Consider the following 14707-nt stretch of genomic DNA (forward strand, 5'->3'; position numbering starts at 1 on the left):
GCGCTTGATTGCTGTACCAACGGTGCGCCTCGGCCTGTAAACGGCGAAAACGCTACCATATAACGACCGAATTGCTTACCTTCGTTCGTGATGACACTAACCGCATTGATCCAATCGTTTTCTATGCAACAATCCGGTATTTGGTATGAGGAAAACCTTCCTCCCTTTCTCGTGGAATTCCCCGGTACGGCCAAGCTCACATTCTTCGGTTGGCATGTGGTGGTAGTCTACTTGCTGGTCGCCATTATTTTGGCGCAGATTGTCTATCACAACAACCGCAATACGCTATACCGTTATTACCAGCTCTATGCGGGTCTGCTGCTGGTCTTCATCCTCACCCGTAATTCCTATGGGGTGGGTTTCTTCGAGCGGTTCGGTACGGTGCCTATCCGTGCGTTCGGGTTCTTAATTCAGGTTTTCTACCTCTGTATTTACTTCCGCTTCGGCATGCTGTTCCTTAAACTGGATAAACACGCCCCGGTATTTACAAAGCGGGTATTCACCTATACCGCCGTTACCGCTATCCTTGGCGCGGTGTTCTTTGGGCTGATGTTCGCCGGGCTGATACCCTATACTTATGGGGAGCCGTTCTTCTACTACCTCTTTCTGCCGGTGCACGTGTCATTGGCCGGGCTAATCATCTACAAATCGGTCAAGAGCCCCGAGCCCCACATGCAATACTTCCTGTGGGGCTCACTCTTCTATATTACATTTGCCTTAATCTCCACGTTCGCGCTCACCATGCCGACTCCCTTCGCCTGGTTCGGTATCCAGCCCATCGTGTATTTTTTTATCGCCATTGTGGTCGAATGTACGCTTTTTGCCGTCGGACTGGGCAAACAGATCAACGACCATTTACAGGAGAAGCGCGAGTTACAAGCCCTGCTTCGCGAAACGGAGCGCGAAATGGAAATCAAGATCCTACGCGGGCAGCTCAACTCGCATTTCGTATTTAATGTATTGAACTCTATCAAAGCCTTCATCATCGAGAAGGAGGTGGAAGAAGCCACGGACTACTTGGGAAAATTTTCGAAGTTCATGCGGGGCATCCTGGAAGGCAGCAGCCAGGAGACCAATTCGCTCCGGGAAGAGCTAAAAACGGTACTGCTTTACGCCGACATCGAAAACATGCGCCTTTCCAACACCGTTACCATCACGAGTGAAATCGACGAACGGGTGGACTTGGACATGTTCCATCTGCCCGCAATGGCGTTGCAACCGTTTGTCGAAAACGCCATCTGGCACGGGCTCAACAAATCCGCACAGTCCGATAAAAACCTATGGATAAGCGTGGCAAAAACGCAGTACGGTGTACTTGTGACCGTCGAGGACAACGGTCTTGGCTACGCCAATACACAGGCGGCCGAGACCAAGGTGTTTGCCAAATCGTATGGCCTGCGCATCGTGCGCGAACAACTAAAGCGCTTCAACGCCGGCCACAGCCAACAGCTCGGCTTCGAAATCAGCGACCGCCCTGGCGGTGGAACTTGTGTAGCGTTTACCATCACTGAAAATACGTTAGGATAATTATATTTGTGACATGCCTACACTCCAATGTATCCTGATAGATGACGAATCCAAGGCGATTACGGCCTTGGCCTACGAAATCCAGCGCATAGCGCTGCCCGAAACGGAGCTACTCGCGTCGTTCACCCGGGCCCAGGATGCACGGGATTACCTATCGTCTCCTGCGGGCACCAGGGTTGACGTCGTTTTCCTCGATATCGAGATGCCCGACCTGGACGGTTTCACTTTTCTGGATGCTTTTCCGGAGCGTACCTTTGATGTAATCTTCACCACGGCGCATAGCCAATATGCCATCGAAGCCATCCGGAAAGGTACCTTTGATTACTTGGTCAAACCCATCGACCGCGACGAACTACGGTCCGCGCTGGAGCGGCTGGCCACGCGGCGGGGGCACAGTGGCGCAACCGAACAATCCGCGCTGCCGGACACGCCGCCAATCAGAGCGAGCGACCCACGCATTCGGTTTGAGGTTGACCGGAAAATCCTGTTCGTTGAGCCGGATGACATCATATACTGCGAAAGTGATGGCAACTACTGCCGCATTTACCTCGAAAGCGGGAAAACCCTCTTCCTCACCCGGCAATTGAAAGCCGTCGGCCTACAGTTACCACAAGACCAGTTTCTCCGTGCGCACAAAAGCTACATCGTAAACCTCCATAAAATCAAGGAATACCACCGCGTGGAACATTACCTACTCCTCAGCAATGGCAAACATATCCCGGTGTCGAAGCAACTGCATACACATGTTGTGAATCTTTGGGGCAGCACCGGGGCTACCCCCTGACATCACCACGCTACAGTCGCTGTAGTGCCATAACGAACGCAATACCAAATACGGCCGCCGAGAGGAAAAATGTCCAGTCGCGGCGGTTTACTGCAAAAATGCCGGTAGCAACAAATGATACCAACAGTACAAAAAACACAATAACCAGCTGGCCGAGTTCCAGCCCCAGGTTAAATGCAAAAAGTGGCCCGGCGATGCTGCTCTCCTTGCCCAATAGCGACCGGAGGTAATTAGAAAACCCAAGCCCGTGGATAAGGCCGAAAAATAAGGCATAACTATAACTAAGCCAGTCGGTCCGCGTGTGCCGCCGGCGTCGCTTCGCCACATTGCTGAATGCGGTGACCAGGATGGTTACCGGAATGAGGAACTCAATCAACACGGTATCAACGCGGATGAGGTTGAATACGCTCAACGCCAACGTGAGTGAGTGCCCTATCGTGAATGCGGTGACCAGTATAATAACCTTACGCCAATCCTTAATAAAATAGGTACAACACAATGCGATGACAAAAAGAATGTGGTCATAGCCCGAAAGGTCCAAGATGTGCTGCAAGCCCAACGCAAAATAAATCCCAAAATCTTGCATGATCGTTGTTTTGTGCCTATGTTTTCCCTACAAGCCGCTTTTTCACTGGTAGCGGAGCTTGCCGTAAATTGTCCTTCATACGTAAAGCAATGATATTGCGTATAAACGAGAATTTAGCTAAGTTCGTAGCAATATTACGTTTATTGCTGCGAAAACACAATCAATAGCCATAAAAAATAACGGCCCGCAGCGCTCAATAGTATCAAACACGCGATGATAAACAGCATCCTCAACGCGCTTTTATTGGTTTTGCACCCATTTTACGTGAGTATTACATCCGTAGATTACAATGCGCAAGCGCACCGTGTGGAGATAAGCTCCCGGATTTTTTATGACGACTTAGAAGCCGCCCTTAAAGATGGGCGCAACCTGAAAATAGACCTTATCAATCCAGCAGATAAATCAGCGACAGACAGCCTGCTTTCCACCTATTTTGGCAATCATTTGCGGTTTTCGGTGAATGGCAAACCTGTATCGGTGCGCTACGTGGGTTATCAAATCGACGAGGATGTAGCTTGGTGCTTTCTGGAGGTAGTAAACATCGATCATGTGGAGCAGCTACGCATAGATAACCGTATCCTTTTCGACCATTTTCCTAAACAGAGCAATATCCTGCACGCGACCGTTTACGGCAAACGGCAAAGCACCAAACTGGATAATCCCGAACAAACAGCTGTTTTTGAATGGTGATGCCGATGGAACACGGAATACGCGGATTTCACGGATAACCGCAGATTCCGTACGATTTACAGACCGTCCCCTACCGATCATTCGTCACCGCCCACCGACCAATCGCCGTCGAAAAGGCTCCCCAACATATCGGCAAATGCCACTCCACCATCGAGATAGTTCTTGTTGAGCTGTGAATATTCGGCCAGCGCGTGGAGCACGAACTCCATGAGCAGCACCTTTTGGCTTTCCATAAGCTTGGGGTGCAGTTTTTTAACGAGGGCGTATAGGCCGGGCACTTGTGTCATGGCTTTTTTATACTGGCTATCCGACAGGTTGTCTGTTAGCTCCAGTCTATTTCCAGCTGTAAACCAGTCGATGATGGGCGCATAGGGGTTTTCAGCCTTCCCTTTCTTGGCCTTCTCCGGATGAGGGAAATACGGCGTAAATAGCGTCTTTATAGCTCCACCAATCAGGCGGTGTGCTACGTGGACAGGACCTTCCAATTCGCCTTCGTACACCAGTTCGATCTTACCGGTAATCGCCGGAATAACGCCGACGAAATCCGATATACGAGCTACGGTAGCCTGTTGGCCGGAAACCAGCATCCGCCGCTCGGCAGCACTCACCAAGTTTTCGTATGCTGAAATAGTCAGTCGGGCAGATACACCCGACTTCTGGTCAATGTACTCACTCTCCCGCGCCTCAAAAGCCACTTGCTCCACCAGGTCCTTCAAGAGTCCATCAACCTCAATGGCCGACTGTTGCTCGGGCGTGAGGCGGGCTTCCTGAAAGGTGATTTTACGCGATATATCAATGGTTTTTGGATAGTGGGTCAGTATCTGGCTTTCAATACGGTCTTTGAGCGGCGTGACAATCGCTCCACGATTGGTGTAGTCTTCGGGGTTGGCGGTAAATACAAACTGGATATCGAGTGGTAGCCGCAGTTTGAACCCCCGAATTTGGATGTCTTTCTCCTGCAGCATGTTGAAAAGGGCAACTTGTATCCGCGCCTGAAGGTCGGGGAGCTCATTGATGACGAAAATACCGCGGTGGGCACGGGGAATCAAGCCGAAGTGGATAACCCGTTCATCGTTATAAGTAAGTTTCAACGTGGCCGCTTTGATGGGGTCAACGTCGCCGACCAGATCGGCCACGGTTACATCGGGCGTAGCCAGCTTTTCGGTGTACCGTTCGGACCGATGCAACCAGGCAATCGGCGTATTGTCACCCTTTGCTTGGATTTCGTTGCGAGCGTACCACGAAATGGGATTTAGGGGATCATCAAACAATTCGCTTCCGGCCACATACGGCACGTATTCGTCAAGCAGCGAAACCATCAGCCTTGCAATCCGGGTTTTGGCTTGCCCGCGCAACCCCAGCAAGAGGATGTTGTGGCGCGATAAAATGGCAGTCTGCAACTCGGGAATAACCGTCTCATCGTACCCTACAATACCCTCGAATCCGGCATCATGTTCCTGCAACCGCTTAATCAAATTGGCCCGCAGCTCGTCTTTTACGCTACGGTCCTTGTATCCCGATTTTTTGAGTTCGCCTAATGTGTGGATGTTATTCATTTATGCTGTTTTGCTTCTTTGCTATTTGCTATTTGCTCTTATGTTTTCCCTCCCTACACTACCACTGTTTTGCTGGTCCCACAAACACGGCCTAGGGTACGCAGTACCCAGTCGTGGTGGGGAGCCAGCAAAACCATTACCTCACCGTCCGCCGCCTATTACGCACATAATCCTCAAAGATATACTCCCCCAAGCCTTGGAGGGAGCTGTAAAACGCCTTCCCACCATTCGTTTCGGTAAACTGGCGGACGAATTGCTGCAGGTAAGGATCACGCGCGATCATGAACGTCGTGATGGGGATGTTGAGCCGCTTACATTGCGCGGCCATGTTCAGTGTTTTGTTAACAACCTTACGGTCCAGGCCCACACTGTTTTTATAATAGCGGCCGTTCTCTTTCAGACAGGTCGGCTTACCATCCGTAATCATAAAAATCTGTTTGTTGTGTGTTTTGCGTCTGCGCAGCAAATCCGTTGCCAGTTCCAATCCGGCCAGCGTATTGGTATGATAGGGGCCTACCTGCAGATAGGGAAGGTCCTTGATGCTGATAGGCCACGCATCGTTGCCAAATACCACGATATCCAATGTATCTTTCGGGTAGCGCGTTCGGATGAGCTCAGCCAACGCCATGGCCACCTTCTTGGCCGGCGTGATGCGGTCTTCGCCATAAAGGATCATGCTATGCGATATATCGATCATTAGCACGGTCGACGTCAGGGTTTTGTAGTCACGTTCCTCTACTTCGAGATCACGCTCGGTGAGCATGAAATTACCAATGCCATGGTTTACCTGCGCATTGTGGATAGAGGTGGTCATATCAATCTGGTCAAGGCTGTCCCCGTATTGAAACTCGCGCCGGTCCGCATTTTTCTCCTCGCCCAAGCCCGATAGGTTGCTGTTGTGATTGCCACGGCCGCTTTTACGCAATTTTCCGAAAATCTCTTCCAAGGCCGACTGGCGGATGGCTTGCTCACTTTTTGCAGTAATCCGTACCTCACCCGTGCCTGGGTCGTCACTGAGGTAGCCCTTGTCTTTGAGTTCCTGGATAAAATCGCCGATGCCGTAGCCGTCATCCGTGAGCCCGTATTGCCTATCCAGCTCATTGAGCCATGCCAATGCTTCCGCCGCATCGCCAGCCGTATATTGCAGCAACTGCATGAAAAGCTTCAACAGTTCGTCGAAGCCGCCTCTAGGCAACGTGTTCGGTATATATTTCGAAAAATGATAGCCGCGCATTGTGCTGTAATTCCTTTCCGTCGATTCGACAGGCTGCCCCAATTTGGAACAGCTCGTCTAAGGTAGTTGTTTTTCCGCGACTGGTAGGGCCCGCTGGCCGCTTTTTTACATTACGCTTATGTAAACTTGGCCGCAGCCGAAACAAAAGTATACCAATCGATTTATCCTTGCTATCTTTGTTCCCGAACCGGAGCCTGTCTAAGGACGGGTTCACAGGATCGTGGTGCTGCCGGCATCATTGGATAAATGGAAAGAAAACAATCAAATGAACGATATGACTAGAGTGGTTATTACCGGAATGGGTGCCGTTACGCCGCTGGGAAACGATGTAAAGGCGTTTTGGCAGCATGCGGTCGACGGCGTGAGCGGGGCTGGTGTAATTACGCGGTTCGATGCCAGTCAGTTCCGCACCCAGATTGCATGTGAGGTGAAGGGATTCGCTCCGGAAAAGTACCTGGATAGGAACGAGATAAAACGCAGCGATCTTTTTACCCAATATGGGCTATATGCTGCTTCAGAAGCGATGGAAGATGCCGGATTGGACCTATCCACCATGGACCCGTTTGATGTGGGTGTCATTTGGGGCGTGGGCCAAGGAGGCATGGAAACGTTCGAACATGAAGTTACGCAATACGTGGAGGGCCAGTACGTTCCCCGTTTCAGCCCGTTTTTCGTTCCGCGCCTCATCATCAATATGGCCTCGGGTCTCATTTCGATGAAATATGGATTGCAGGGCATCAATTATACCACGGTTTCCGCCTGTGCCACAGCCAATACGGCCATCATGGATGCCTTTAACTACATCCGGATGGGCAAGGCCAAAGCATTTATCACAGGGGGGTCTGAGGCACCCATCACCCCCGCTTCCATCGGCGGGTTTTCGGCAATGAAAGCGATGTCTTCGCGTAACGACGATCCGCAGCATGCCAGCCGCCCGTTTGATGCCGACCGGGATGGGTTTGTGATGGGGGAGGGATCCGGGGCGTTGCTGCTGGAAGAGTATGAGCATGCAAAAAAGCGCGGCGCCCATATTTATGCCGAAGTAGTAGGTGCGGCCATGACCGCCGATGCATACCACCTCACGGCTCCCCATCCTGAAGGGCGTGGTGCTTCGAAGGCAATGGAGCTCGCGTTGAAAGAAGCAAAGATCAATGCGACGGACGTGGACTACCTCAACCCACATGCCACGTCCACGCCCGTTGGCGACATCAGCGAGCTGAACGCGGTGAGTAAGGCGTTCAGAAATACCGAAAACCTCAGTATCAGCGGCACGAAATCCATGACGGGCCACCTACTCGGTGCCGCCGGAGCCATTGAGGCTATCCTGGCGGTGAAGGCCATCAATCATCAGGTGGTGCCCCCAACAATCAATACCGTTACATTGGACGGGGCTATCCCGCAGGGCATGCATATCGTGGTCGGGGAAGCGCTTGAACGAAAGGTCAACATTGCGATGAGCAATGCGTTCGGTTTCGGGGGACATAACGCCACCGTTGTGTTCCGCGGGGTCTAGTCGCCCTCATCCAGCCGATTGCCGCCGATCTGCTTGCTCGCGCGGGCGCCGAGTTTTTTGAGTTTTTCCACTTTACGGATCACGTTTCCGGGACCCGTTCCAAGTTTTTTGGTGGCGTCTTCATGCGCGCGTACGGCCCTGTTGAGCTGTTCGCCCACCTTATCCATCTCTTGCAGGAAGCCTACGAACTTATCATACAGCGCCCCTGCCTCTTGGGCTATTTCAAGCACATTGCGCGTTTGCCGCTCCTGTTTCCACATGCTGGCGATGGTACGCAAGGTGGCCAGCAGGGTGGATGGACTTACGATGACCACCCTGCGGTCCCATGCATCGCTGAACAGGTCGGCCTTGTAAGTAATGGACATACTGAGCGCCGATTCGATGGGCATGAACAGCAATACGAAATCGGGCGAATTGATTTGGTAGAGGTCATGGTAGTTCTTGGCCGATAACCCTTTCACGTGGTTCTCCACGGACTGTACATGCTGCTTGGCAGCAAGCTCACGCTCCTCGTCCGTATCGGCGTTGACCCAACGTTCGTAAGCCACCAGCGAAACCTTGGCATCGACCACAAGGTGCTTCTCATCGGGTAGGTCAATGATGGCGTCGGGCTGTAGGCGCCGCCCGTCTTCATCCGTCATCGAGGCCTGCAGGCGGTATTCGCGGTCCTTCACCAATCCCGAGCGCTCCAGTACCCGTTCAAGAATCACCTCGCCCCAGTTGCCCTGCTTCTTGCTGTCGCCGCGCAACGCACGTGTCAGGCTGTTGGCTTCGTCTTTGATGCGTAGGCTCTGTTCCATCAACTGCTGCACCACCCCCTTCAGGGAGTTGCGCTCAGCGGCTTCATGCTGATAGGTCTTTTCTACCTTCTCTTCAAACGTCTTGATTTTGTCTTTGAGTGGCGTTAGTATTTGGTCGAGTGACTTACTATTAATTTCAGTAAATTTTTGGGTCTTCTCTTCGAGAATCTTGTTAGCGATGACCTGGAACTCCGTATTGAACTGTTTTTTGATAGCCTCGATCTCTTCTTTCTGCGCTTCGAGCTGCTGCTGCTGCGATTGGTAATACGCGCGCCCGCTTTCGATCGACTTATCCGCCTCTGCCAATTGCTGTCGTGTCTGCTGCAGTTCATCCCGCAGGCGCTGCTGCTCTTCTTTGAACAGGGCCGTCACGCGGTCTTTTTCGGCGACTACGCTCTCGGCTTGCTGCTGTGCACGGGCCAACTCAATGCTTATGGCTTCTTTTTCCGCGCGCAATCGTGCCAATTCTTGCGTATCGTATCCCGCCCGTGGGCGCCGAGCGAACAGGATGACTACCGCGATAAGGAGAACGACCAGCGCAATGGCTACAACGTAAATTTCCATGGTTAGACAAACTTAAATAAATTATTGATTTCCTTAATTTTTATTCCCCCTCGCAGCCTTTTCGTCGTTCAGGCCGATAATTAGGGTTACCAATCGTGCAAAAAGTGTATCAACGGGTAAAACGATGACCGTCATCAAATACCTTATAATCTTGGCGATAAGCCTGATGCTTTCGGGTTGTTCATTTCTGTCCCAACTTTTTATCCAAAACCGCTCTAAAACAAAAAGCATATTCGTCACGGTTACCTATAAAATCCCCGCAGCTGATTTCGCGGTAAAGACAAACCACATGGAATACGTGCAGCGAATCTGCAATCCAAAACAATACCGCGAGGACGAGCGAAAAAAGACACTCAAGATAACGCACCGCTCGGACTCCACATTAAGTTTTTTCATCCCACCGTCGTCAACCGCTAAGATAGAAAGCACGGCCAATAAGGCGTATGTAGATCACATCCTGCAAATTTCCTATGCTGGGAAACACATTCCCATTAAGGATTTTATTAATGCCGCTAAAAAACACCGGTTTGACTATGTCTACCGTATCGATTAACCTACCTGATTAATTGGTGCGTCGTATTCTTTCGCAGATACTCAAATACAATCATCTCCTACAACCTTTTGCCATTTGCACAACCAGACAACTTTACCTATGTTTGCGCAAAATTTTCAAAATGGCTACAACGAATAGAACATTCACCATGATTAAGCCCGATGCCGTGCGTAATGGCCACACGGGTGCTATACTCAACGACATCCTAGCCGGCGGATTCAAACTGGTGGCAATGAAGTACACACGTTTGAGCAAAGAAACTGCCGGTGCGTTTTACGCCGTGCATAATGAGCGTCCCTTTTACGGCGAGCTGGTCGAGTTCATGACTTCCGGCCCCATCGTAGCGGCGATCCTCGAAAAAGACGGCGCTGTTGAGGAGTTCCGTACATTGATCGGTGCCACCGACCCGAGCAAGGCGGAGCCGGGAACCATCCGCAACAAATATGCGAAATCCATCGACGCGAACGCTATCCATGGGTCCGATTCGGACGAAAATGCTGAAATAGAAGGCAATTTCTTCTTCTCGCAGTTCGAGCGGTTCTAAACCGGAGGCCTTTTTCGGTAATCGGCTATTTTTCCACGCCCGAGTATCTTTTGTAAATCGCCCGATAGCCCAACAGCCGTGCAATAGGCGCGATGGTTGTCATCAGCACTTTTTGTACAGTTAACGGTATGTCGGCGAGGAACGATTTGCTGTCGAGGTAACGAAGTGTAACCAACTGCTGAAGCAGGCCACCACCCCCTTTCTTTCCATCGGTAGCCAAGCCAACTAAATTTTCAATCAGGTAGTCGAAATCCAAGCCGGGTGTCACGGTATGGAGATAGGTAACCGGTATACTGTGGCCATTGTAATGGTTGTGTGGCTTGTTCTTAGGCAACGTTATCCGTTCGCCCGCAGAAAGGACCCTCGCAGCGCCGTCCACCCAAACCGTCAATTGTCCATCGATAACCTCAAACGTTTCATCTTGCACCGTATGGAAATGGTTGGGGACTAGCTGCCCACGGCTTTTTACCGTTGCTTTAATCACAACGCGAGCTCCGTCACTGTCCTTGGACGTTTCAAGGTACTCGTACGTGTCGCCCGTTATCGAATTGGTCAACAATTGTCCGTTGCTTGGCATGGCGATTTATTTTTACCACTAATATATATTCACTTTGGTTTCAATCGAGGTCCGACGCCCTTCTTTTACCCAAATAAAAATCCTCTTTCCCGGTCATCCGTGCTTTCTCCTCTTTCTTCTTATCTCCGTAGCCACAGAGGTGCAGGATGCCGTGGATGATGACGCGATGGAGTTCGTCTCGTTCAGCCACACCGAATTTCAACGCATTCTCCTGTACCCGGTCAATACTGATGAAAATATCGCCCGCAATGGTATCGTCCCGTCCACTGTTATCAAATGTAACGATATCCGTGTAGGTGTCGTGGCGAAGGTACTGCCTATTGATTGCCAACAGATAAGCGTCACTACAGAGGACAATACTGACTTCGCCAACCTTGAAGCCCTCGGAAGCGATCGTCGCTTTTATCCAGCGCTTCAGCACTAACTTCTGCTTGATTTGATACGTCGTGTCTTCCGCGAAAAAATGGATATAGCCCATGGTGCTTTTGATTGTCGGTCAAAGGTAGGAAGTTTATCCCTGAAAGTCGCGCCTTTCAAGGTATGACTGGAGGATGAGCACCGCCGAAACGCTGTCGATAAGCGCTTTGTCCTGCCGTTTTTTCTTCGCCATGCCACTCTGGGCAATGCTCGCCGATGCCATCTTGGAGGTAAAACGCTCATCGACCGTTTCCACGGGAATGGCCGGGAACGTGCGCCGCAGCATCCGGATGAAACCCCGTACGTGCTGGGCCGACTCGGATTCGGAACCGTCCAGCTGGCGGGGCTCGCCTACCACAAACGTGCTTACCGTCTCGCGGTTGAGATACGCTTTCACATAGTCCAGTACGTCTTTGGCATGCACCGTGTCCAGTGCCGTGGCGATAAGCTGTAGCGGGTCGGTCACAGCCATGCCAACCCTTTTGGTTCCGTAATCAAAAGCTAGGATGCGCATCGTACCGGCAAAGGTACGCTATTTGACATTCACGAGCACCTTTATTTTACCTACTCCGTCACTGCCATATTCCTGCAGGGCTTTGCCAATCACCTGGCCAACCTTCACTTTGTCGGGGTCTGCCTTCATGGCCACACCGGGCCGGGAGGAGGTAACCAACAAATCACCGCGTTTGATAGCGCCACCTTCGAGGCAGACCTTGGTAGGAATGACCCCGACGACACCCATCGGTACTTTGTCCGAAATGTCCGTATCGATCGTTTCTTCGGTGAGCAGCACACCCGGTTTGGTGGCATATACCCACCCCCACCGTGGCAACCAACGGCTCCCCGATAGAGTACTGGAAAACCGTATAACCAACCGCAGCACTGTGGCCCGCATTAGCCACAACCTGCCGGACAAGCTCCTGCGCTCGTATCGGCATCACTGAGCAGCAGAAAAAACCACAGGCAAATAAGACTGTCTTCATAGACGTTCATCCTTTATGTAGACCAATATCGAAAGTTCGAAAGAGAGCGGCAATACACCAAAATAGGTATTTTGCAATAGGCAGCAACGCGAACGCCCGTTGCCATTCCGGGGGAAAAACCCGAAGGTAGGAGCTCGCTACGTTACTTTAGAAACTTTGGACTAAAAAAGCCGTTTCCTAATAAATAAAAAAGAAATAGATAAGGGCCATGATGATAATCGCAACGATTACCGCTACCCAAATCGTGTTGCTTGCGGGGCGGTCGTTCGGCTCATTGATGGCCTCCGGCGAGGGCGCCGGATCTTCCTGGTGCGCGGCGTAGTTCTCTTCCGCCTGCGGCTTCCCGTCCTTGTCCGTTCGGTGGCTATGCGTTTCCATCGTTTAAAACCTTTGGTTCTTACCATATAACAAAGACCACAAGGTATTGTTTGGCCCTACCAAACCAGGTACCGGCCCTGGATTAAAATCCGTACCCACCTACTGAATCATTGCTATCCGCATCCTGTTTCCAGCACATCAAATCACAATCTCATTTGCCGAATCCCAAATCTTTTCCTTATCATTGCACGTAATATTATTCGGACATGAGATTCATTGTTTCTACTTCCATTTTATTAAAACAACTACAAGCTATTAGCGGAGCCTCCAGCAGTAGCACTGTACTCCCGATATTGGAAAATTTCCTATTTGAGATCAAGGACAACGTGCTGACCATCTCAGCGACCGACCTGCAAACCAGCATGGTTACTTCTCTTCCCATAGAGGCCAAGGAAGAGGGGCGCGTGGCCATGCCGTCCAAAATATTGATCGAGACACTCAAGACACTCCCCGACCAACCCGTTGCATTTTCGGTAGATACGGCCACTTTGGCCATCGAAATCAGTGCCGGCGATGGAAAATACAAGCTCAGCGGTGAAAATGCGGATGATTTTCCGAAGATTCCCGTGGTAGACAATGCCTCCTCCGTGTCCATTCCGGCTTCGATATTGGCCGAGGCCATCAACAAGACGATATTTGCTGTCAGCAACGACGAGTTACGCCCCGCTATGTCCGGCGTATTGGTACAATTGGCCGCGCAGTCCGCCACTTTCGTGGCAACGGATGCACACAAGCTGGTGCGCTACCGGCGCAAGGATATCAGCACCGAGAATCCCACGTCGCTGATTTTGCCGAAAAAAGCGTTGTCGCTGCTGAAATCATCACTCCCCATCGAAGACTCGGCCGTAGCGGTGGAATACAACAGCACCAACGCATTTTTCAAGTTTGGCAATATACACCTCATCTGCCGGCTTATTGACGAGCGCTACCCCGACTATGAAGCGGTGATTCCACAGGTCAACCCGAATAAGCTGACCCTCGATCGGCACACGTTCCTCAACTCATTGCGCCGGGTCGTCATCTTTGCCAACAAGACCACACACCAGGTGCGGCTAAAGATTTCGGGCAGCGAGCTCCATATTTCTGCGGAAGACCTTGACTTTTCAAACGAAGCACATGAACGCCTAAGCTGCCAATTTGAAGGCGACGACATGGAAATAGGCTTCAATGCCAAATTTTTGGTGGAAATGCTGACCAACCTCGATAGTGAAGAGGTTGTCATCGAAATGAGCACCCCCAACCGCGCGGGGCTGCTGATCCCTGCCGTGTCGGAAGAAGACGAGGACATCCTGATGCTGGTTATGCCCGTCATGTTGAATAACCTGGGTTAACGACGTTGGACCTTATCTACTCACTGATTGATTTCGTTCTCCACATCGACCAGCACTTGGTCGAAATTGTAAACGAGTATCAAACATGGACCTACTTAATCCTATTTCTCATTATCTTTATAGAGACCGGTATTGTGGTGATGCCTTTCCTTCCGGGTGATTCCTTACTGTTTGCCGCAGGGATGCTTGCCGCTCAACCCAATGAGCTAAATGTGGGGGTAATGATCATCTTGTTACTGATTGCCGCGATAGCCGGCGATTCCCTCAACTATTCCATTGGAAAACGCTTTGGAATGCAGGTGACCCGAGTCAAGTTTTTCGGCAGGCAGATCATCAAAAATGAGCAAATAGAGAAAACGCATTCGTTTTATGCCAAATACGGCAGCAAGACCATCGTTATCGCCCGCTTCGTGCCGATTGTTAGAACGCTGGCACCGTTTGTAGGCGGAATCGGAAGAATGAACTACGGTACTTTTCTTACATACAATGTGGTGGGGGCCGTGCTGTGGGTAGTGGGTATTACGCTGGCCGGCTATTTCCTAGGCAATATCCCCATTATCCGGGATAATTTCTCGAAAGTCGTCATCCTGATTATCATTCTCTCCATCCTACCCATCATTTTTGAGGTGGTGAAAGAGAAATTCAAGAAAAACGCGGCATAGTCCTTGCC

The 14707-nt window shown here is 51.0% G+C and carries 17 protein-coding genes; 8 read left to right on the forward strand and 9 right to left on the reverse strand.

Annotation, left to right across the window (positions count from 1 at the left end):
• Positions 1 to 90: 90 nt before the first annotated feature.
• The gene (locus ACEVG1_RS08050; RefSeq protein ID WP_374743204.1) at positions 91 to 1527 is read left to right on the forward strand and encodes a sensor histidine kinase; all 1437 of its coding nucleotides are present in this window, start codon (positions 91 to 93) and stop codon (positions 1525 to 1527) included.
• A 13-nt stretch (positions 1528 to 1540) separates the two neighbouring features.
• Positions 1541 to 2311, forward strand: a complete 771-nt coding sequence (locus ACEVG1_RS08055; RefSeq protein ID WP_374743122.1) for a LytR/AlgR family response regulator transcription factor — start codon at positions 1541 to 1543, stop codon at positions 2309 to 2311.
• A 10-nt stretch (positions 2312 to 2321) separates the two neighbouring features.
• Here the strand turns inward: ACEVG1_RS08055 and ACEVG1_RS08060 are convergent, their stop codons facing one another.
• Positions 2322 to 2897 (reverse strand): HupE/UreJ family protein, encoded by a 576-nt coding sequence (locus ACEVG1_RS08060; protein ID WP_374743123.1) that lies wholly within the window; start codon positions 2895 to 2897, stop codon positions 2322 to 2324.
• Between the two features lie 213 nt (positions 2898 to 3110).
• Here ACEVG1_RS08060 and ACEVG1_RS08065 point away from each other — a divergent pair, with 213 nt between their 5' ends.
• Complete coding sequence (locus tag ACEVG1_RS08065; RefSeq protein WP_374743124.1) at positions 3111 to 3587, forward strand: DUF6702 family protein; 477 nt, start codon at positions 3111 to 3113, stop codon at positions 3585 to 3587.
• 77 nt (positions 3588 to 3664) lie between these two features.
• Here the strand turns inward: ACEVG1_RS08065 and ACEVG1_RS08070 are convergent, their stop codons facing one another.
• Positions 3665 to 5143 carry a sigma 54-interacting transcriptional regulator gene (locus ACEVG1_RS08070; protein WP_374743125.1) on the reverse strand — a complete coding sequence of 493 codons (1479 nt, stop codon included), beginning with the start codon at positions 5141 to 5143 and terminating at the stop codon, positions 3665 to 3667.
• A gap of 136 nt (positions 5144 to 5279) precedes the next feature.
• Positions 5280 to 6377: a VWA domain-containing protein gene (locus ACEVG1_RS08075; RefSeq protein WP_374743126.1), complete on the reverse strand. Its 1098-nt coding sequence runs from the start codon at positions 6375 to 6377 to the stop codon at positions 5280 to 5282.
• A gap of 274 nt (positions 6378 to 6651) precedes the next feature.
• On the opposite strand from ACEVG1_RS08075, the gene fabF reads away from it, so the two are divergent.
• Entirely contained in the window at positions 6652 to 7890 is a 1239-nt protein-coding gene (gene fabF / locus ACEVG1_RS08080) for a beta-ketoacyl-ACP synthase II (protein WP_374743127.1), read from the forward strand.
• Here the strand turns inward: fabF and rmuC are convergent.
• The gene (rmuC, locus tag ACEVG1_RS08085; protein WP_374743128.1) at positions 7887 to 9254 is read right to left on the reverse strand and encodes a DNA recombination protein RmuC; all 1368 of its coding nucleotides are present in this window, start codon (positions 9252 to 9254) and stop codon (positions 7887 to 7889) included. The two genes, fabF and rmuC, sit on opposite strands and share 4 nt — an antisense overlap.
• A 124-nt stretch (positions 9255 to 9378) precedes the next feature.
• Here rmuC and ACEVG1_RS08090 point away from each other — a divergent pair, with 124 nt between their 5' ends.
• Together ACEVG1_RS08090 and ACEVG1_RS08095 are read left to right on the forward strand one after the other, a co-directional pair.
• A complete protein-coding gene (locus ACEVG1_RS08090) occupies positions 9379 to 9807 on the forward strand; it encodes a hypothetical protein (protein WP_374743129.1) in 429 nt (142 codons plus the stop codon).
• Positions 9808 to 9928: 121 nt separating this feature from the next.
• Positions 9929 to 10351, forward strand: coding sequence for a nucleoside-diphosphate kinase (locus tag ACEVG1_RS08095; RefSeq protein ID WP_374743130.1), 423 nt, complete (start codon positions 9929 to 9931; stop codon positions 10349 to 10351).
• A gap of 25 nt (positions 10352 to 10376) precedes the next feature.
• Here the strand turns inward: ACEVG1_RS08095 and ACEVG1_RS08100 are convergent, their stop codons facing one another.
• The 5 genes from ACEVG1_RS08100 to ACEVG1_RS08120 all read right to left on the reverse strand — a co-directional run bounded on the left by ACEVG1_RS08100 (position 10377) and on the right by ACEVG1_RS08120 (position 12706).
• Positions 10377 to 10928, reverse strand: a complete 552-nt coding sequence (locus ACEVG1_RS08100) for a cupin domain-containing protein (protein ID WP_374743131.1) — start codon at positions 10926 to 10928, stop codon at positions 10377 to 10379.
• A 40-nt stretch (positions 10929 to 10968) separates the two neighbouring features.
• On the reverse strand, positions 10969 to 11406 hold the full coding sequence (ybeY, locus tag ACEVG1_RS08105; RefSeq protein ID WP_374743132.1) for an rRNA maturation RNase YbeY: 438 nt from the start codon (positions 11404 to 11406) through the stop codon (positions 10969 to 10971).
• A gap of 33 nt (positions 11407 to 11439) precedes the next feature.
• Positions 11440 to 11859 (reverse strand): Holliday junction resolvase RuvX, encoded by a 420-nt coding sequence (gene ruvX / locus ACEVG1_RS08110; protein WP_374743133.1) that lies wholly within the window; start codon positions 11857 to 11859, stop codon positions 11440 to 11442.
• 18 nt (positions 11860 to 11877) lie between these two features.
• Positions 11878 to 12240 carry a hypothetical protein gene (locus ACEVG1_RS08115; protein WP_374743134.1) on the reverse strand — a complete coding sequence of 121 codons (363 nt, stop codon included), beginning with the start codon at positions 12238 to 12240 and terminating at the stop codon, positions 11878 to 11880.
• Between the two features lie 265 nt (positions 12241 to 12505).
• Positions 12506 to 12706 (reverse strand): hypothetical protein, encoded by a 201-nt coding sequence (locus ACEVG1_RS08120; protein ID WP_374743135.1) that lies wholly within the window; start codon positions 12704 to 12706, stop codon positions 12506 to 12508.
• 206 nt (positions 12707 to 12912) lie between these two features.
• Between ACEVG1_RS08120 and dnaN the strand changes: the two genes are divergently transcribed.
• Both dnaN and ACEVG1_RS08130 read left to right on the forward strand, forming a co-directional pair.
• Positions 12913 to 14037, forward strand: coding sequence for a DNA polymerase III subunit beta (gene dnaN / locus ACEVG1_RS08125; protein WP_374743136.1), 1125 nt, complete (start codon positions 12913 to 12915; stop codon positions 14035 to 14037).
• 5 nt (positions 14038 to 14042) lie between these two features.
• Positions 14043 to 14699, forward strand: coding sequence for a DedA family protein (locus ACEVG1_RS08130; RefSeq protein ID WP_374743137.1), 657 nt, complete (start codon positions 14043 to 14045; stop codon positions 14697 to 14699).
• The last annotated feature ends 8 nt before the right edge of the window (positions 14700 to 14707 follow it).

Origin of the sequence: Parapedobacter sp. 2B3, assembly GCF_041925275.1 — a bacterium.
GTDB lineage: Bacteria > Bacteroidota > Bacteroidia > Sphingobacteriales > Sphingobacteriaceae > Parapedobacter > Parapedobacter pyrenivorans_A.

Bases quoted from the DNA above. Each gene is read 5' to 3' on its own strand.
- ACEVG1_RS08050 (WP_374743204.1), top strand. From the start codon at position 91: ATGACACTAACCGCATTGATCCAATCGTTTTCTATGCAACAATCCGGT.
- ACEVG1_RS08055 (WP_374743122.1), top strand. From the start codon at position 1,541: ATGCCTACACTCCAATGTATCCTGATAGATGACGAATCCAAGGCGATT.
- ACEVG1_RS08060 (WP_374743123.1), bottom strand. From the start codon at position 2,897: ATGCAAGATTTTGGGATTTATTTTGCGTTGGGCTTGCAGCACATCTTG.
- ACEVG1_RS08065 (WP_374743124.1), top strand. From the start codon at position 3,111: ATGATAAACAGCATCCTCAACGCGCTTTTATTGGTTTTGCACCCATTT.
- ACEVG1_RS08070 (WP_374743125.1), bottom strand. From the start codon at position 5,143: ATGAATAACATCCACACATTAGGCGAACTCAAAAAATCGGGATACAAG.
- ACEVG1_RS08075 (WP_374743126.1), bottom strand. From the start codon at position 6,377: ATGCGCGGCTATCATTTTTCGAAATATATACCGAACACGTTGCCTAGA.
- fabF (WP_374743127.1), top strand. From the start codon at position 6,652: ATGACTAGAGTGGTTATTACCGGAATGGGTGCCGTTACGCCGCTGGGA.
- rmuC (WP_374743128.1), bottom strand. From the start codon at position 9,254: ATGGAAATTTACGTTGTAGCCATTGCGCTGGTCGTTCTCCTTATCGCG.
- ACEVG1_RS08090 (WP_374743129.1), top strand. From the start codon at position 9,379: ATGACCGTCATCAAATACCTTATAATCTTGGCGATAAGCCTGATGCTT.
- ACEVG1_RS08095 (WP_374743130.1), top strand. From the start codon at position 9,929: ATGGCTACAACGAATAGAACATTCACCATGATTAAGCCCGATGCCGTG.
- ACEVG1_RS08100 (WP_374743131.1), bottom strand. From the start codon at position 10,928: ATGCCAAGCAACGGACAATTGTTGACCAATTCGATAACGGGCGACACG.
- ybeY (WP_374743132.1), bottom strand. From the start codon at position 11,406: ATGGGCTATATCCATTTTTTCGCGGAAGACACGACGTATCAAATCAAG.
- ruvX (WP_374743133.1), bottom strand. From the start codon at position 11,859: ATGCGCATCCTAGCTTTTGATTACGGAACCAAAAGGGTTGGCATGGCT.
- ACEVG1_RS08115 (WP_374743134.1), bottom strand. From the start codon at position 12,240: ATGCGGGCCACAGTGCTGCGGTTGGTTATACGGTTTTCCAGTACTCTA.
- ACEVG1_RS08120 (WP_374743135.1), bottom strand. From the start codon at position 12,706: ATGGAAACGCATAGCCACCGAACGGACAAGGACGGGAAGCCGCAGGCG.
- dnaN (WP_374743136.1), top strand. From the start codon at position 12,913: ATGAGATTCATTGTTTCTACTTCCATTTTATTAAAACAACTACAAGCT.